17 protein-coding genes and 1 tRNA gene are annotated in these 16,263 nt (G+C 61.0%); 9 read left to right on the top strand and 9 right to left on the bottom strand.

What is annotated here, in order from left to right:
- Nucleotides 1-7: 7 nt before the first annotated feature.
- The 5 genes from AKV04_RS19960 to rsfS form a co-directional block, all read right to left on the bottom strand.
- Nucleotides 8-1,123, bottom strand: a complete 1,116-nt coding sequence (locus tag AKV04_RS19960) for a murein hydrolase activator EnvC family protein (RefSeq protein WP_054008161.1) — start codon at nucleotides 1,121-1,123, stop codon at nucleotides 8-10.
- Nucleotides 1,120-2,640 carry a 2,3-bisphosphoglycerate-independent phosphoglycerate mutase gene (gene gpmI / locus AKV04_RS19965; RefSeq protein WP_054008162.1) on the bottom strand — a complete coding sequence of 507 codons (1,521 nt, stop codon included), beginning with the start codon at nucleotides 2,638-2,640 and terminating at the stop codon, nucleotides 1,120-1,122. The genes AKV04_RS19960 and gpmI overlap by 4 nt, the downstream gene beginning before the upstream one ends.
- 74 nt (nucleotides 2,641-2,714) lie before the next feature.
- Nucleotides 2,715-3,629: a hypothetical protein gene (locus AKV04_RS19970; protein WP_054008163.1), complete on the bottom strand. Its 915-nt coding sequence runs from the start codon at nucleotides 3,627-3,629 to the stop codon at nucleotides 2,715-2,717.
- A gap of 9 nt (nucleotides 3,630-3,638) precedes the next feature.
- Entirely contained in the window at nucleotides 3,639-4,109 is a 471-nt protein-coding gene (gene rlmH / locus AKV04_RS19975) for a 23S rRNA (pseudouridine(1915)-N(3))-methyltransferase RlmH (RefSeq protein WP_054008164.1), read from the bottom strand.
- Nucleotides 4,110-4,112: 3 nt separating this feature from the next.
- On the bottom strand, nucleotides 4,113-4,535 hold the full coding sequence (gene rsfS, locus AKV04_RS19980) for a ribosome silencing factor (RefSeq protein ID WP_082351763.1): 423 nt from the start codon (nucleotides 4,533-4,535) through the stop codon (nucleotides 4,113-4,115).
- Nucleotides 4,536-4,801: 266 nt separating this feature from the next.
- On the opposite strand from rsfS, the gene AKV04_RS26325 reads away from it, so the two are divergent.
- The 5 genes from AKV04_RS26325 (at nucleotide 4,802) to AKV04_RS20000 (ending at nucleotide 9,419) form a co-directional block, all read left to right on the top strand.
- A complete protein-coding gene (locus AKV04_RS26325; protein WP_156317704.1) occupies nucleotides 4,802-4,942 on the top strand; it encodes a DUF3563 domain-containing protein in 141 nt (46 codons plus the stop codon).
- A 316-nt stretch (nucleotides 4,943-5,258) separates the two neighbouring features.
- Nucleotides 5,259-6,677, top strand: a complete 1,419-nt coding sequence (gene leuC, locus AKV04_RS19985) for a 3-isopropylmalate dehydratase large subunit (RefSeq protein WP_054008165.1) — start codon at nucleotides 5,259-5,261, stop codon at nucleotides 6,675-6,677.
- A 12-nt stretch (nucleotides 6,678-6,689) separates the two neighbouring features.
- Nucleotides 6,690-7,295 carry a 3-isopropylmalate dehydratase small subunit gene (leuD, locus tag AKV04_RS19990; protein ID WP_054008166.1) on the top strand — a complete coding sequence of 202 codons (606 nt, stop codon included), beginning with the start codon at nucleotides 6,690-6,692 and terminating at the stop codon, nucleotides 7,293-7,295.
- A 289-nt stretch (nucleotides 7,296-7,584) separates the two neighbouring features.
- On the top strand, nucleotides 7,585-8,391 hold the full coding sequence (locus AKV04_RS19995) for a hypothetical protein (RefSeq protein ID WP_054008503.1): 807 nt from the start codon (nucleotides 7,585-7,587) through the stop codon (nucleotides 8,389-8,391).
- 65 nt (nucleotides 8,392-8,456) lie between these two features.
- Complete coding sequence (locus AKV04_RS20000) at nucleotides 8,457-9,419, top strand: endonuclease/exonuclease/phosphatase family protein (RefSeq protein ID WP_054008504.1); 963 nt, start codon at nucleotides 8,457-8,459, stop codon at nucleotides 9,417-9,419.
- On the opposite strand, the gene AKV04_RS20005 is transcribed toward AKV04_RS20000, so the two are convergent.
- Nucleotides 9,381-10,271, bottom strand: coding sequence for a Rossmann-fold NAD(P)-binding domain-containing protein (locus AKV04_RS20005; protein WP_054008167.1), 891 nt, complete (start codon nucleotides 10,269-10,271; stop codon nucleotides 9,381-9,383). The two genes, AKV04_RS20000 and AKV04_RS20005, sit on opposite strands and share 39 nt — an antisense overlap.
- Nucleotides 10,272-10,361: 90 nt before the next feature.
- Between AKV04_RS20005 and AKV04_RS20010 the strand changes: the two genes are divergently transcribed.
- The 4 genes from AKV04_RS20010 to AKV04_RS20025 all read left to right on the top strand — a co-directional run bounded on the left by AKV04_RS20010 (nucleotide 10,362) and on the right by AKV04_RS20025 (nucleotide 13,712).
- Nucleotides 10,362-11,267: a LysR family transcriptional regulator gene (locus tag AKV04_RS20010; protein ID WP_054008168.1), complete on the top strand. Its 906-nt coding sequence runs from the start codon at nucleotides 10,362-10,364 to the stop codon at nucleotides 11,265-11,267.
- Nucleotides 11,268-11,300: 33 nt separating this feature from the next.
- Nucleotides 11,301-12,407 (top strand): 3-isopropylmalate dehydrogenase, encoded by a 1,107-nt coding sequence (gene leuB / locus AKV04_RS20015; protein ID WP_054008505.1) that lies wholly within the window; start codon nucleotides 11,301-11,303, stop codon nucleotides 12,405-12,407.
- 164 nt (nucleotides 12,408-12,571) lie between these two features.
- Entirely contained in the window at nucleotides 12,572-13,579 is a 1,008-nt protein-coding gene (locus tag AKV04_RS20020; RefSeq protein ID WP_054008169.1) for a DMT family transporter, read from the top strand.
- A 56-nt stretch (nucleotides 13,580-13,635) separates the two neighbouring features.
- A tRNA-Pro gene (locus AKV04_RS20025) sits at nucleotides 13,636-13,712 on the top strand.
- A gap of 65 nt (nucleotides 13,713-13,777) precedes the next feature.
- On the opposite strand, the gene AKV04_RS20030 is transcribed toward AKV04_RS20025, so the two are convergent.
- The 3 genes from AKV04_RS20030 to AKV04_RS20040 are packed head-to-tail and all read right to left on the bottom strand — an operon-like array spanning nucleotide 13,778 to nucleotide 16,255.
- Nucleotides 13,778-14,695, bottom strand: coding sequence for an ornithine cyclodeaminase family protein (locus tag AKV04_RS20030; protein ID WP_054008170.1), 918 nt, complete (start codon nucleotides 14,693-14,695; stop codon nucleotides 13,778-13,780).
- Nucleotides 14,692-15,318 carry an HAD-IA family hydrolase gene (locus AKV04_RS20035; RefSeq protein WP_054008171.1) on the bottom strand — a complete coding sequence of 209 codons (627 nt, stop codon included), beginning with the start codon at nucleotides 15,316-15,318 and terminating at the stop codon, nucleotides 14,692-14,694. Before AKV04_RS20035 ends, AKV04_RS20030 begins: the two co-directional genes overlap by 4 nt.
- Nucleotides 15,290-16,255 carry a DMT family transporter gene (locus AKV04_RS20040; RefSeq protein WP_054008172.1) on the bottom strand — a complete coding sequence of 322 codons (966 nt, stop codon included), beginning with the start codon at nucleotides 16,253-16,255 and terminating at the stop codon, nucleotides 15,290-15,292. Before AKV04_RS20040 ends, AKV04_RS20035 begins: the two co-directional genes overlap by 29 nt.
- Between the last annotated feature and the right edge of the window lie 8 nt (nucleotides 16,256-16,263).

The raw sequence follows: 16,263 nt of genomic DNA on the forward strand, positions 1-16,263 counted from the left end.
GCTCGTCCTATTCCTCTGCTTTGGCGGTTGCCGCGAACCACTGCATTGGGTCCACTGGTTTCGCACCTTGCCTCAACTCTATGTAAAGCGTTTCCGTCTCGCGTCCGCCACTGCCTTCTTTCGCAGGCGCGAGAAGATCACCACTTCCCGCCGCCGCTCCGCCCATCAGGCCCAGCGCAGCACCTTTTGCGATCACTTCGCCCACTTCGCCATACACCTGATCGAGCCCGCCCATAACCATAAGATAGCCGCCGCCGGGTTCAATGATCATCACGTTTCCGTAGTCGAGCAGCGGACCGCGGTAGCGGATGGTCGCCGCCCAAGGGCTGGTGACTAGGGCTGCGGGCCGGGTGGCCAGCGTCATGCCGGGGCGGGTCACGCCGCGCACATCGGTTTCATTGGGTTTCAAAAGCAAAGTGCCCAGCGCGGGCAGATCGAGTTTACCCTGCTGATCGGCAAAGCTGGCGTTGCCGGTATCATCCAGCGCAAGGCCCGCCGCGAAGGCCTCTAGCGTATCCGCCGATTCCAGCAGGCCCCGCAGCACATTGGGGTCTTCGGTGAAACGCTTGGGCAATTTGGTGCGGTCTGACATGGCTTGGCTCAGGTCTGATCGCGCCACCTGTGCCGCAGCCAGCCCCTGCCCCAAGGTTTCCCCCGCCGCCTTCTGCAAGCGGCGCAGATCGGAGAGTTCTTGTAATTGCCCTTTCAGACCATTGACCTCTGCCTGCAACGCCGGGGTGACATCGGCCAGCATCATGCCAGAGCGCACCGTGCCCAGCGGCCCAGTCGGGTGCAGCAACAGCAGCGGCCCCGGTTCGGCATCAATGCGGGAAAGCACCCCCAAAAGCTGCGCAATCCGGTCGCGTTTGGTCTGAAATTGTAGGGTCAGCGCGGTTTCGCGCAGTTCCGCCTGCCGCAAAGCTTCGCGCAATGCCGCCAGCCCCTCCTCATAAGCCTTGATGGTTTGGGTCAGCGCCGCAACCCGATCCTTCGCGCCTTCTGCCGCTTGCAACGCCGCCACCGCTTGCTGCAGCTCTGCACTCGCCTCAGCCGCATCCTCGGCCACGCCGCCCGCTGCCGCCGAGGCGGTCAGCATCACCAGCAGGGCAGCGATCCGGATCATGCCAGCATAAGGCTCCGCCCGGTCATCTCAGGCGGCTGCGGCAGTTCCATCAACGCCAGAATCGTCGGGGCCAGATCGCCCAACCGTCCGCCATCACGCAACACCGCCCCCGCAGGGCCGCCAACCAGCACAACCGGCACCGGATTGACGGTGTGCGAGGTGTGCGGGCCGCCCGTCACCGGATCAACCATCATCTCGCAGTTGCCATGATCGGCGGTGACGATCATGGCCCCACCCTTGGCTTCAAGCGCCACCAGCGCGCGACCCAGCCCAATATCCACCGCCTCGCAAGCCTTGATGGCTGCCGTCAAACTGCCGGTATGCCCGACCATATCCGGGTTGGCGAAGTTGACCACGATCAGATCATAGCCCTTCTCAATCGCCATCACGAGGTTATCGGACACCTCAACCGAGGACATTTCCGGCTGCAAATCATAGGTTGCCACCTTCGGCGATTTCGGCATCGCGCGGTCTTCGCCCTCAAACGGCACCTCGCGACCGCCGTTCAGAAAGAAGGTGACATGCGGGTATTTCTCGGTCTCAGCGAGGCGAAACTGCGTCAGCCCCTGCTTGGCCACCCATTCGCCCAAGGTGTTGGAAATACTGCGCTTCGGATAGGCCGTTGCCATATAAGCATTATGGTCTTCGGAATACTCCACCATCCCCAGCATCGCCGCCCATTCAGGCCTGTCGCCAGTGGCAAAGCCCGCAAACCCCGGAGCCGCCAGCGCCCCCAAAATCTCACGCGAGCGGTCCGAGCGGAAGTTCAGGCAAAACACCCCATCGCCATCAATCGCGCCTTCGTAGCCGTCGATCACCGTGGGCGCGATAAACTCGTCCATCTCACCCTTGGCATAAGACTGCGCCACCGCCTGCGCCGGGGTTTCAGCCCGTTCGCCATTGGCCATCACCATCGCATCATAGGCGCGCTGCACCCGTTCCCAGCGATTGTCGCGGTCCATAGCCCAATAGCGCCCGATCACCGTGGCAACCTTGGCGCCCGCTGGCAGTTGCACCATCAGCATGTCGATGAATTCCGCAGCCGACGAAGGCGACACATCGCGGCCATCGGTGATCGCATGCAGCGCGACAGGCACGCCCAAAGCCGTGATCGTGCGGCAGGCCGCAATCACATGGGTGATGTGGCCATGCACGCCGCCATCCGACACCATCCCGATCAGATGCGCTGTCCCCCCGCTGGCTTTCAGCTTGGCAACAAACTCCAACAGCGAAGGATTGGTGGCAAACGTGCCATCCTCCACCGCCAGATCAATCGCGCCCAGATCCATCGCCACCACCCGCCCCGCGCCGATATTGGTGTGCCCGACTTCCGAATTCCCCATCTGCCCGGTCGGCAAGCCCACATCCGGGCCAAAAGTGATCAGCGTCGAGTGCGGACACGTCGCCCAAATCCGGTTGAAGTTCGGCACATTGGCCTGCGCAGGCGCGCTAGAGGTCGGGTCAGCATTGATCCCCCAGCCATCCAAAATGCACAGAACAACGGGTTTGCGAGACATGAGGCGGCCTTTCCAATGCGTCAAACGCTTCTAGCGCTGCGATTGGCGCAGAGCAACGGTTGCGCGCTTTCCGATTACAAGAGATCGTCAACGACGGGGATCGTGGCACCTTCGCCAAGTCGCCCCGACAGATTGACCACTTCCATGCACAAGAAATTAGCATCGGTTTCATAGATATGCCTGATTCCCGCAAGAATAGGGTCGCGGGTTGAAGGCCGCAGCGCGCAATAAGCCGCGCCATGAAGCGGCCAGCGAAAATCAAACCAGCCTGTGCGATCGCCATGCGCCATAGCGTTCAGCAACAAAATCGCAGTGCAGCCCTCAAAACCGGGGGAATTTGGGACATTTGCAGTAAGTTCGATGACCTCAGACGGATACCAGACTTCGCCTTCGGGAAATATCCCGTCACGCTTGCCGATTACATCCATCAGCGCAGCAAAGTGCTTTTCAATATCACACCCATGATCAGCCCCCGCCACCGCATGCAATTCATCCCGCCGCATGGATCGCGCGATGCGTAGCAACGACTCGGCAATCTCCGCAGGTTGGTGGGTCTGGCAGTCCGCATCAGTTGGCGGCATTTGCAACTTGATAGCGCTCAGTTCGACGGCCCGCCTCAGTCCATTCGCCACCGCCGCCCGTAAAGTCGCAGGCCAATCGCGCAAGCGGTTGCAGGCGTCTTCCCAAGCCTCGGTCAACAATCCCGACACTCGCCGCCGTTGCAAAATATCCGTCAGCAGGACCACAACCGCCAGATCAAACCCCTCGGCTTGGGAGATCGCAATCGTCTCAAGCCCATCCAGCAAAGCCAAAGTCTCATCACACTGAAACCGAAACCCATCATCCCGCAGCCGTGCAAATGCCTCACCCGTCTCGCGCAGACCCAAACCCGAAGCCTCGGCGACAACAGCCAAATGCTGCGCCAGCAAAGGTTTCACATGATGCACAAGATCGCTGACCGCCTGCATGGTGCGAAAACTGTCGCTCATCCCCGCCCCCTATGCCCGATGATACGGCCCGCCGCCGAGAATCGTTGCAGCCCGATACAACTGCTCTGCCAGCATAACCCGCACCAGCATATGCGGCCAAACCATCCGCCCAAAGCTAAGGGAAAACCCCGCCTTCGCGCGCAGGCTGGGATCAATCCCATCCGCGCCGCCGATCACAAAGGCCACATCTTGCCGCCCGCCATCACGCCAGCCTGCGAGCATTTCGGCAAACTCCGGCGACGACAAAACCCGTCCCCGCTCATCAAGCGTCACAATCAGCGCGCCGCTCGGAATAGCGCGCTCCAGCAAAACCGCCTCTGCCGCCATGCCAAGGTTCTTCTTATCCTCAACCTCAAGCTCCGCCACCGGGCCAAGCCCCAAGGGCCGCCCGGTGCGGTCCAGCCGCGTGTAATAATCATCCACCAGATCGCGCTCAGGCCCAGCCCTCAGCCGCCCCACAGCACAAACATGCAGCCGCAAGGCTTATGCCCCGCGATGCGCGCTTCCCGGAAGCCACATCTTTTCAAGATCATAGAACTCGCGCACTTCGGGGCGGAAGACATGGACGATCACATCGCCCGCATCAATCAGCACCCAATCGCCGGTTTCCTTGCCTTCCATCTTGGCCGACAGGTGGAACTGCTCTTTCAAGCGATCCGCCAGCTTTTCAGAAATCGACGCCACTTGCCGCGACGAGCGACCCGAGCAGATCACCATGTAATCGGCCACATCCGAGCGGCCGCGCAGATCAATCTGCACGATGTCTTCGGCTTTATCGTCATCGACCGAGGCCAGCACGGATGCCAGCAGATCTTCGGCGGTGTAATCATCAGAGGCGCGGGTGGCGCGCGGGCCAACCGGAAGGCCGGTGGCAGGATCAGAATGCGACAGGACAACGTCCTCCAAATAGCGCGCCGATGCGGCCCCGGCACAGGGCTAATGCCAACCTATCATTGCAGGGCAACAATCTCAACGGCAGGCGAAGGCGCGCGTCTATCCTGCCAAACGACGTTTCGCAAGGGCTTGGCTTGGCATTAGGGCAGCAGAGCTGACCAAAAAACAAGCAGTGAGCCATGCGCGTAACGCATGACGGCAATACTTCTCGCATACCTACACATCCATGCTGCGATGCAGCATATTACCGTCAGGGAGGGAACAACGGAGTAAACACCATGAATAAGTTCCTTAAACTGCTGCCGCGTCGCAAAACCCGCCATGAGGCAGAACTTGAATACCTAAACGACGCTGTCAGCATCTATGATCTGGAATGCCGTGAGCGCGAGATCGAACGCGGCCGTTTCGCGCAGTTCTGATCGCCCCATTCTGACCGACGCTACCGACGACAAGCTAAATCTGCATCGGGGGCGCACCCGCCCCCGGATGCCCGAGTTGGCCGCTCAATCTCGGCTACACCCCTATATATGTCTCTGCCTCGACCCTTGCTTGCAAGGCGCGATGGGCGTATATGCCCCACATGATCCGGTTTTTTGACATCGCTGACCATGACCGCCTGCCGTGGCGGTTTTACGGGGCCACCCGCGCCATTCTTGCGCACGTCTGATCGGTTTTGAGGGGCACGCGCCCCCGCCTCACGCATTCCCCCTTTCCAAACCCGAGGATGAGCCAGCCATGACCGCTCGCACGCTCTATGACAAAATCTGGGACGATCACGTCGTCCATCAGGCCGATGACGGCACCTGTCTGCTGTATATCGACCGCCATCTGGTGCATGAAGTCACCTCGCCGCAAGCCTTTGAAGGCCTGCGGATGACGGGTCGCAAAGTGCGCGCGCCGGAAAAAACCATTGCCGTGCCGGACCATAACGTGCCGACCACTTTGGACCGCGCCAATGCCGCGACGATGACCGAAGACAGCCGGATTCAGGTGCAAGCTTTGGACCAGAATGCCAAGGATTTCGGCATTCACTACTACCCGGTGTCAGACGTGCGCCAAGGCATCGTGCATATCGTCGGACCGGAGCAGGGTTGGACGCTGCCCGGTATGACCGTGGTCTGTGGCGATTCGCACACCGCCACCCATGGCGCGTTCGGCTCGTTGGCGCATGGCATCGGCACTTCGGAAGTCGAGCACGTGCTGGCGACGCAAACGCTGATCCAGCGCAAGGCCAAGAACTTCAAGGTCGAAATCACCGGATCCCTGCGCCCCGGCGTCACCGCCAAAGACATCACCATGGCGGTGATCGGGGAAACTGGCACCGCAGGCGGCACTGGCTATGTCATTGAATACTGTGGCCAAGCCATCCGCGAGCTGTCAATGGAAGGCCGCATGACGGTCTGTAACATGGCGATTGAGGGCGGCGCGCGCGCTGGCCTGATCGCGCCGGATGAGAAAACCTACGCCTATTGCATGGGCCGCCCGCACGCGCCGAAAGGCGCTGCGTGGGAGGCGGCTTTGGCCTATTGGAAGACGCTTTTCACCGACGAAGGCGCGTTTTTCGACAAGGTGGTGACGATCAAGGCCGAAGATATTGCGCCCTTGGTGACGTGGGGCACCTCGCCCGAAGACGTGCTGCCGATCACAGCCGTGGTGCCCTCGCCCAGCGATTTCACCGGCGGCAAGGTCGAAGCCGTCCAGCGCGCCTTGGACTATATGGGCCTCGTTCCCGGCCAAAAACTGTCGGACATCAAGATCGACACCGTGTTCATCGGCTCTTGCACCAATGGCCGGATCGAAGATCTTCGGGCGGCTGCGGCGATCCTGAAGGGCAAGAAGAAGAAAGACGGCCTCCGCGCGATGGTCGTTCCGGGTTCGGGCCTTGTGCGGGCGCAGGCAGAGGCCGAAGGTCTGGCGCAGATTTTCATCGACGCGGGCTTTGAATGGCGTCTGGCGGGCTGCTCAATGTGCCTCGCGATGAACCCCGACCAACTGGCACCGGGCGAGCGGTGTGCCGCCACCTCCAACCGCAACTTCGAAGGCCGTCAGGGTCGCGGAGGCCGCACCCACCTGCTCTCCCCCGGCATGGCCGCCGCCGCCGCAATCACCGGTCATCTGACCGATGTGCGCGAGATGATGGCAGAGACGGTTTAAGGAGCTATAAAGATGGATAAATTCACCACCCTCACCGGGATCGCGGCACCGATGCCCTTGGTTAATATCGACACCGATATGATCATCCCCAAGCAGTTCCTGAAAACCATCAAGCGCTCGGGCCTTGGCGTCAATCTGTTCGACGAGATGCGCTACAATCTCGACGGCAGCGAGATCGCCGATTTCGTGCTGAACCAGCCCGCCTATCGTAAGGCCGAGATCATCGTGGCGGGCGATAACTTCGGTTGCGGCTCTTCGCGCGAACATGCGCCTTGGGCTTTGCTGGATTTCGGCATCCGCTGCGTCATCGCCACCTCTTTCGCCGATATCTTCTACAACAACTGCTTCAAGAACGGCATCCTGCCGATCGTGATGCCGCAAGAGGTTGTCGACATCCTGATGGCCGATGCCAAAAAGGGCGCCAATGCGCGGCAGACCATTGACCTGATCGGTCAGACCGTCACCACCTCAGACGGTCAGGTGTTCCCGTTTGAAGTCGACGGCCACCGCAAGCACTGTCTGATCAATGGATTGGACGATATTGGCCTGACGCTGGAAAAAGCCGCAGCCATTGATTCTTTTGAGAAAAAGAACGCCGCCCTGCATCCTTGGGCCTAAGCAAACCAAAACCACTACATCTAGGGCCACCCTGCAGGGTGGCCTTTTTCTTACCGCCAGTTTGATTCAATCCTGCAACACCTTGAACACGGAATTGCCACAGTGCTTACCGATCATTAACCCAGCTGTTGCCGATCATGGGGAAAGAAGGCAAGAATTGGGCAATATTGAGGCAACCCGCCTTAAAGTGCGGGAAATCTTCGGGACCCTTGGCTGGCAAAACTCCAGACAAGACCGATTGAAGGGTGGCAGGGCAGTGGTTTCGCGGCTAACAGGCGCGATTGTTCGCATGGTTTTGGTGATGGTGCTGGTCGCCACGCCTTCCGTGCTTTTGGTCGACGTGACAGCAGATGCCAAACAGATGGTCGCCCTTGTGGCGCTGTTCATTGGCCTTTTGACCTTTGTTGAATACAACGCCACCTATCCCAGCCTCGTCGAGTTTCGTGACGCACCGCCGTTCAACCGGGTGCGATACCTGATGCTGCTGGCCACCGTCGTGTCGCTGTCGATGATCGCGCGCGGCCGGATCATGCCCTCAACCTTGACCGATTTCACCGATGCGGTCGGCACGTTGATCGGGATTTCGATGGATTTCCCCTATAGCCCGGTGCGGCTGGCCACCTTGATGGTCGCAAATGATGCCACGCTCGAGCAGATCGCCGCCGTGCGGACGGCTGCGGGGATGGCTTACCTGATCTCTTTGATTTCCTTATCGGTTTATGTTGTGATCCTGAAAGCGGGCCGCTGGCCGTCACGCAGCCGTGCGTTCAACGTCTGGGTCAATCTGCCCACCTTTGACCCCACCGCCGGGGCAGATGTGGTCACCCGCCTCACCCGTGACGCGCGCATTAACATTGCGTTAGGGTTTTTGCTGCCATTCTTAACACCAGCCGTGGTGAAGATTGCGTCGACGGGATTCGAGCCCCTGACGCTGACCTCGCCACAAACCTTGATCTGGACGATGACGGCATGGGCCTTTCTACCCGCCAGCCTGTTCATGCGCGGCATTGCGATGGGTCGCATCGCCGACATGATCACCGAAACCCGCGCGGCGAACAGCTTGGGCGGCGATGGCAAGCGCTATGTGCCAGCCTGATTTGGCTTCAGATCTGGCTGTGCGCTTGGCCTGCTTTGGCCGATCTGCGGATCGCCACCTATAACATCGACCTTTGGGCCAAAGGCCCCGGTCTGGCGCTGCAATCTTTGCAACGCGGCGACAATCCCGCACAACTCGCCGCCGTTCAGGTGATCGCAAAGCTTGACGCCGATGTGCTGCTGCTGACCGGCATCGACTATGATCTGCACGGCGACACGCTTGCCGCCTTGGAAAAACGTCTGGCCGAAGCAGGCACGCCCTACCCTTATCGCCTTCCCCTACGCCCGAATACCGGAGTGCCAACCGGCCTCGATCTCGATGGCAACGGCATATTGGGAGAGCCGCGCGACGCGATGGCCTATGGCCGCTGGGCGGGCGAAGGCGGTATGGCGATACTGTCGCGCCTGCCGATCGACAGAGAAAATATGCGTGATTTCAGTGACTTCCTCTGGGCTGATCTGCCCGGGACCCTGATGCCCCCTGACACGCCGCCCGGCCAACTTCTCTCCACCACCGGTGCCTATGAGGTGCCGATCACCCTGCCCGATGGTAAAACCCTGCGCCTTTTGGCCTATTACGCCAGCCCGCCGATTTTCGATGGCCCAGAAGACCGCAATGGTCGGCGCAACCATGATGAAACTGCGTTCTGGCTACGGCTTTTGGCGGGCGATCTGCCGTTCAAACCGCCCGAAGCACCCTTTGTGATCTTGGGTCAAAGCAACCTTGACCCCGCCGATGGCGCGGGCCGCAAGCAGGCGATCACGGCACTGTTGCACCACCCTGCCCTGCAAGACCCTCAGCCGCGCAGCGACTCATCCCGGCATGATCCCGGCCAAACCGGCGATCCGGCCCTCGATACAGCGCTTTATCCAGTAATCGGCGGCCTCCGGGTTGAGATTATTCTGCCCTCAAAAGGCCTGCACGTCCAAACGGCAGGGGTCGAATGGCCCGCCGACAGCGACCCCGCTGCTGCAAGTCTGACAACCGCCTCACGCCATCACCCGCTCTGGGTCGATCTTGCGCCCTAGACCCGCCCAGCGCAGTTGCGCCGCCGCCACCTCGGCCAATCCGGCGGTCTGAAATTGCGGCAACACGGCTTGCATAGTCGCCCCATCCAAGCGATGCGGCAGCTCATAGAGATAGCGCATCTCGCGCATTTCCCGCGCCAACTCCCAGAATGGTGCTGCCAAACCCAGCAGCCACCACGGAAATTTCGCGATCCGAAACACCCGCCCGCTCTGCTGCTGAAAGCTGTCCGCCAACTCCTGCATGGTAAACGTCAGCCCCGCAAACGGAATATCGGCATAGCGCGGCAAAGTGCTGCGGACCTCGGCCAAAGCCACCGCCGCCCGCGCCATATCCGGCAGATAGGCATAGGCGCGCGGCACATCCGCCCCGCCAAACGCCATGATCTTGCCCTTGGCCAGCCCACGCAACGCCATCCCCATGCCCTGCGTCTTGCCCGCCGCGTCGATAAAATCGCCGCCGCGCAGCAAGATCGCTGGCAGACCTGAGGCACGATACTCCGCCTCCATCTGCACCCGCACCGCCCCCTTGCGGGTGTTGGGCTTTTGCGGCGTCGAGGGCCCCCAAGGCCGTGGCTGGCTGCCGTAATTATACACACTCGCGGGCACGATCAGCGTCGCCCCGCTGGCCCGCGCCGCCGCAATCGCCTGCGCGGTAATCGCCGGAACCAAACGCTGCCAGTCGTGATACATTGGCGGGTTCATCGCGTTGACGATCACATCCGCCCCCTGTGCCGCCGCCGTCATATCGGTGCCGCGCTGATAAAGCCGCACCTCCCAGCCCGCCGCCGCAAAAGCCTGCGCCGCATGAGAGCCAAACAGCCCCGACGCCCCTGCCACCAAAACCACTGCCATGTTCAGTCTCCTTATGTTGCAGGATGAAATTAGCAGCCGTTACCCATACACAACATTGGCAGCAATCGCAGATATGCTATTCATATCTGTATGGATAATCTTGACTGGACCCTCACCCGTTCCTTCCTCGCCGTGGCCGAAACTGGCTCGCTTTCCGCAGCCGCGCGCCAGTTGGGCCTCAGCCAACCCACGCTTGGTCGCCATATCGCCGATCTGGAGGCGGCTTTCGGCCTGCCGCTGTTCACCCGCCAACCACGCGGCCTATCCCCAACCGCCGAGGCCGCAGCCCTGATCCCCCACGCCCGCAGCATGCGCGACGCGGCGGCCAAGCTGGCGCTGGCGGTGGCGGGCCGCGACACCAGCCTGCACGGCCCGGTCAGGATCACCGCCAGCCGCATCGTCTCGCACTATCTGTTGCCACCGATGCTAGCCGAACTGCGCCGCGAGGAACCCGGCATTGAGATTGAACTTTCCCCCACCGATGCCTCGGATAACCTGCTGTTCCGCGAGGCTGACATCGCGCTGCGGATGTATCGCCCGACGCAACCCGACCTGATCACCGCCCATCTCTGCGACATCCCGATGGCGATCTATGCCGCCCACAGCTATCTCGCCCGCCACCCCGATCCGATCACCCCCGAAACCATCCTGCACCATGATTTCGTCGGCTTTGACCGCTCCGACCTGATGCTGCGGATGATGGCCGCGCAAGGCATCCAAGCCAGGCGCGAAGATTTTCCGACCCGCTGCGATGATCAAATTGTCTATTGGGCACTGGTACGCGCGGGCCTAGGTTTAGGCGGGATGCAAACCGTAATCGGCGATGCCGACCCCTCCGTCACCCGCGTGGCCGCCTTCATGCACCTAGCCCCCCTGCCGATCTGGCTGACCGCACCCGAGGCTTTGCGCCACACCCCCCGCATCCGCCGCGTGTTTGATGCTTTAGCCGCCCAATTCCGGGCGCTAAACCTTGACCCTGCCCCCCCCATTGGCTAGGCCACCCACAACCCTTCAAACGTGGAGCCTATGATGGCAAATCCCTCCCTGCTTATCCTCGCCGGCGACGGCATCGGTCCTGAAGTGATGGCCGAGGTGAAAAAACTCATCAGCTGGCTCGACGCCAAAGGCATCGTGACGTTTGATGTCTCCGAAGGCTTGGTCGGCGGCTGCTCCTACGACGCCCATGGCACGCCCCTGACCGATGAAACCATGGCCCGCGCGCAAGAGGCTGACGCCGTGCTGCTGGGGGCCGTTGGTGGCCCGAAATATGACAAACTCGATTTCTCGGTGAAGCCCGAGCGTGGCCTGCTGCGCCTGCGCAAAGAGATGGACCTGTTCTCCAACCTGCGCCCCGCCCAGTGCTTTGACGCCCTCGCTGATTTCTCCAGCCTGAAACGTGAAGTTGTCGCGGGCCTCGATATCGTCATCGTCCGCGAACTGACCTCCGGCGTCTATTTCGGCGAGCCGCGCGGCATCTTCATGGAAGGCAATGAGCGCGTCGGCATCAACACCCAGCGCTATACCGAATCCGAAATCGCCCGCGTCGCGCGTTCGGCGTTCGAACTGGCCCGCAAGCGCAGCAACAAGCTGTGTTCGATGGAGAAGGCCAATGTGATGGAATCCGGCATCCTGTGGCGCGATGTGGTGCAGGAAATCCACGACAAAGAATATCCCGACGTGGCGCTGACCCATATGTATGCCGACAACGGCGCGATGCAACTTTGCCGTTGGCCCAAGCAATTCGACGTCATCGTCACCGACAACCTGTTTGGCGATGTGCTGTCAGACATGGCCGCGATGCTGACAGGCAGCCTTGGCATGTTGCCGTCGGCGTCTTTGGGTCTGCCGCAAGCCAATGGCCGCCCGAAAGCGCTGTATGAGCCCGTCCACGGCTCGGCCCCCGACATCACAGGGCAGGGCAAAGCCAACCCGATCGCCTGTATCCTGTCTTTCGCGATGGCGCTGCGCTATTCGTTCGACATGGGCGCTGAAGCCACCCGTGTCGAAAAAGCCGTTGAGAAAGTCCTCGCCGATGGCGTCCGCACTGCCGATCTGATGGGCCCCGAAGGCGGCTCACCGGTCAGCACCACCCAAATGGGCGACGCGATCATCGCCGCGATGGAAGCCAGCCTGTAATACCCTATCGTTGCCCTTGAGCCCGTCCCTCAAGGGCAACGACCTTTGACGAAAAACCGGCAAGAAACCCCGCGCGTTGCAGCTTCCCTCTTGATGTTCACCCGCGAAGGCCCGACAGCTAGGCGCATCGCCAAAGCTGCACTCTTTCGCCCCGGATACCCACCATGCCCGTTGCTCAATCGAACCTGCGCGGGGCGCTTTTGGCGCTGGCCGCTTTCGCGATTTATGCCACCCATGACGTGTTGGTGAAATTCCTCGGGGCCAGCTACAGCCCGTTTCAGCTGATCTTCTTCTCAGGCCTGCTGACCTTCCCGCTGATCACCATCCTGCTGATGAGCGACCGCACCGACGGCAACCTGATCCCAAAACACCCGTACTGGACCGCCCTGCGCACCGCTTCCGCCGTGGTCAACGGCATCACCGGGTTCTATGCGTTTTCGGTACTGCCGCTCGCGCAATGCTACGCGATCTTCTTCGCGATGCCGATTCTGATCACCCTTTTGGCGATCCCGATCCTGGGCGAAAAGGTCGGCCTGCACCGCGGCTTGGCCATCGTCATCGGCCTCGCAGGCGTGATGATCGTGCTGCGCCCGGGGCAAGAACCGCTCAGCCTCGGCCATCTTTCAGCGCTGGCGGCAGCCCTGTTGGGCGCGATGACCTCGGTGATCGTGCGCAAGATCGGTCATGATGAACGCTCGGTTGTGCTGATGCTTTATCCGATGGTGGCGAACTTCGTGGTGATGGCCTTGGCACTGCCTTTCGTCTATGTGCCTGTTCCGATTGAACATATGGGCATGATGGGCGCGATGGCCCTGCTCAGCCTACTGGCCGGGATGCTGACAATCGCCGCCTACCGCCGCGCGCCCGCGATCATCGTCGCCCCGATGCAATACAGCCAGATCATCTGGGCGATTCTTTACGGTTTTTTCATCTTCAGAGAAAAGGTGGATTTCTGGACCGCCGTCGGCACTGGCGTCATCATCGCCGCCGGAGTCTATATCGTGCTGCGCGAAGACAAACCCTCAGTCTCCATCAACCGCCCGGTGCTGGAAACCCGCTCACGCTTTGATTTCGGCGCGATCCCCCGCATCGGCCTCTGGCTGCGCCTGTTCGACCGCCGCCGCTTGCGCAACAAAACCGAAGGCCTTTCTGGCACCGATGGCGACGCATAAATCCTGCGCCGCCCTCTTGCAAAGCCGCGCACAACGGTTTAACCCCGCGCCACGGTCGGAGCGTAGCGCAGTCTGGTAGCGCACCTGCTTCGGGAGCAGGGGGTCGGAGGTTCGAATCCTCTCGCTCCGACCAAATTATCCCGATAATCTCACGAAGTACCAAGCGCCCCCAAAGGGCGCTTTTTGTTTAGCAATCCTTCAACGCTGCCGCCACATCGCCAGAATATAGGCCGAGGTCATCAGATCCAGATGCGCGCCGCCGCCGTTCTTGGCGACGGTGATTTCATCGTCGGAACTCCGTCGATACATCCCCTGCGCCATGTCATAGAAATCGGCTTTGATGTCGGCTTCCGTGACCACGCCGCGCGCAATCGGGTCTTTCAACTCGCCGATGTGATGCACCGTTGTCGCGCGCGAATCGACGAACACCGAAGCGCGCCGCATCACCTCGTCATCGGCCTCGCGCATCGCCGGGGTATAGGCCCCGATCAGGTCGATATGCTGCCCCGGTTGCAGCCACGCGCCTTTCAACAGCGGCTCGCGGCTCATTGTGGCGGTGCAGATCACATCCGCCGCGCGCACCGCCGCCTCAAGATCCCCCACCGCCGTCACCCGAGCATCCGCTGCTGCCATCGCTTCAGCCCCGGCAGGCGAGCGGTTCCAGATGCTGAACTTGGCGTCGGGAAACAGCGCCGAATAGGCTTGAATCATGGATCGTGCCACCGTCCCCGCCCCCACCAGCAGGATATTCCGGCTGTCTTTGCGCGCCAGTTTGCTGGCCGAAAGCAGGCTGTCGCCGGCAGTTTTCCACTTGGTCACCAGATGGAAATCCACCAAAGCCTCCAGCACCCCGGTCTGATCGTTGAACAGATTGACCGCGCCGTGGATGCTGGGCAAACCCCGCGCCGCATTGCCCGGAACCACAGTGGCGACCTTGACCAAGCTGCCCAAACCATCAATCCATGCCGCCCGATCCAACAGCGTATCCGCGCCGCGATACAAAAACAGATCGTTGATTTCCGCGCGCGGCAGGCGGTGGCCGGCCTCAAACGCTTCACACAGCCCTGCCCATGACAACAGTGCCTCGGCCTCTGGCCCTACGATTTCAATGCTCATAACCCTGCCTCTTGCTTGCTCAGCAGACCTTCGGCAACCAACCGTTGCGCCCAGCCCTGCCAGCTTTCAAACTGATGTGTACGCCAGCCCCTGCGGGCCGCCGCCGTGATATTCTCGGCCTTATCGTCGGTGAACAACAGCCGATCCGCCGCGATACCGCAATCCTGCTCAACCATCTGATAAATCAGCGGATCAGGCTTGATCACCCCCATCACGCCCGAGACATATCTGCGGTCGAAATCCTGCAAGAAATCCATCTTCGGCAGGGCTTCTTCAAACGAATACCGCCCGAAATTAGTCAGCGCGAACACCGGAACCCCCTTGGCCCGCAACGCCCGCTGCAAGGCAATGCTGCCCTCAATCCGGGGCGAGGCGAGTTCAATCCAGCGATCATACCACAGCCGCACTTCGGCGCTCCATTCCGGGTGCCGTTCCGCCCAATCATAGATCGTCTCGCGAAACAACGCGCCCTCGTCCACCCGGTCATTCATGCCATGCAGATCAACCGCGTCAAACAGCGCGCGGCGGCGGTCCTCGCCAATCACCCGGTCGTAAAACACCTCTGGCTGCCAACGCGTCAGCACATTGCCAATATCAAAGATCACCGCTTGGGGCTGCAACATCCAGATCCTTTACCTTCCGCACCGTCTCGCGCCACAGGGTATAAAGCCCCGCGCCGCAGATCAACGCAATCCCAACCCAAGCCGTGCCATCGGGGAAGGTTCCAAACACCACCGCCCCCCAGAAAATCGCCATCGGCATCCCGATATATTCAAACGGCGCAATCAGCGCCGCTTCGGTGGTGCGATAGGCCTGCGACATCATCAAACCACCCACGCCAACGGCCACACCCGTCGCGATAAACGCCCACCAATCCCCCATCGGAGGCGTATGCCAAGGCCGGAACAAAAACTCCCAAGTGCTGCCGGGTGCCTGCGCCAGATGGCCATCGCCCGCCACAAAGCCAAAGCATAGGCTGACCACGATAAACCCGCATTGCACGAAGAAATTCAACGTCATAGCGCTTTCGGTCAAGCGCATCCGCCGCGTCATCATATGGCTGGAGGCATAGCAGAACGCCGAGATCAGCACCAAAATCGCCGCTGGTTGAATAACCCCGGCCCCCGGCCTTGTCATCACCACCACGCCCAGCATCCCGACCGCCACCGCCGCCCAGCGCCGTGGCCCGACCTGTTCGCGCAAGATCACCGCCGACATCAGCGTCACGAACAACGGTGCCACAAACGCCGTCGCCACCGCATCTGCGAGCGGCATCAGCGACAGCCCGACGAAATAGGTCACGTTCGAGCACATCACGATGCAAACCCGGAACAGATGATCCAGCGGCCGCTTGGTCAGCAACTGCCGAAACCCGCCGCCCGAAAACCAAATCACCGCCAGCACGATCGCCATGCCAACAAACGCCCGCAGCAAGATCACCTGATGCAGCGCATAGGTTCCCGACAAAGCCTTGATCGCAAGATCATTGACCGAAAGCACCACGCCGCCGCCCAATGCAAACAGGATACCAGTGGCGGATTTTTTGGAATTGTCTGACATAATGCAAC

This window comes from Cypionkella psychrotolerans (assembly GCF_001294535.1).
Classification (GTDB): Bacteria; Pseudomonadota; Alphaproteobacteria; order Rhodobacterales; family Rhodobacteraceae; genus Cypionkella; species Cypionkella psychrotolerans.

Excerpts from the sequence above, each read along its gene's own strand:
- leuC (WP_054008165.1), top strand. The coding sequence starts at position 5,259 with ATGACCGCTCGCACGCTCTATGACAAAATCTGGGACGATCACGTCGTC.
- leuB (WP_054008505.1), top strand. The coding sequence starts at position 11,301 with ATGGCAAATCCCTCCCTGCTTATCCTCGCCGGCGACGGCATCGGTCCT.
- gpmI (WP_054008162.1), bottom strand. The coding sequence starts at position 2,640 with ATGTCTCGCAAACCCGTTGTTCTGTGCATTTTGGATGGCTGGGGGATC.
- AKV04_RS20035 (WP_054008171.1), bottom strand. The coding sequence starts at position 15,318 with ATGTTGCAGCCCCAAGCGGTGATCTTTGATATTGGCAATGTGCTGACG.
- AKV04_RS20030 (WP_054008170.1), bottom strand. The coding sequence starts at position 14,695 with ATGAGCATTGAAATCGTAGGGCCAGAGGCCGAGGCACTGTTGTCATGG.
- AKV04_RS20005 (WP_054008167.1), bottom strand. The coding sequence starts at position 10,271 with ATGGCAGTGGTTTTGGTGGCAGGGGCGTCGGGGCTGTTTGGCTCTCAT.
- leuD (WP_054008166.1), top strand. The coding sequence starts at position 6,690 with ATGGATAAATTCACCACCCTCACCGGGATCGCGGCACCGATGCCCTTG.
- AKV04_RS20010 (WP_054008168.1), top strand. The coding sequence starts at position 10,362 with ATGGATAATCTTGACTGGACCCTCACCCGTTCCTTCCTCGCCGTGGCC.
- AKV04_RS19995 (WP_054008503.1), top strand. The coding sequence starts at position 7,585 with ATGGTTTTGGTGATGGTGCTGGTCGCCACGCCTTCCGTGCTTTTGGTC.
- AKV04_RS26325 (WP_156317704.1), top strand. The coding sequence starts at position 4,802 with ATGAATAAGTTCCTTAAACTGCTGCCGCGTCGCAAAACCCGCCATGAG.
- AKV04_RS19960 (WP_054008161.1), bottom strand. The coding sequence starts at position 1,123 with ATGATCCGGATCGCTGCCCTGCTGGTGATGCTGACCGCCTCGGCGGCA.
- AKV04_RS20020 (WP_054008169.1), top strand. The coding sequence starts at position 12,572 with ATGCCCGTTGCTCAATCGAACCTGCGCGGGGCGCTTTTGGCGCTGGCC.
- AKV04_RS20040 (WP_054008172.1), bottom strand. The coding sequence starts at position 16,255 with ATGTCAGACAATTCCAAAAAATCCGCCACTGGTATCCTGTTTGCATTG.
- AKV04_RS19970 (WP_054008163.1), bottom strand. The coding sequence starts at position 3,629 with ATGAGCGACAGTTTTCGCACCATGCAGGCGGTCAGCGATCTTGTGCAT.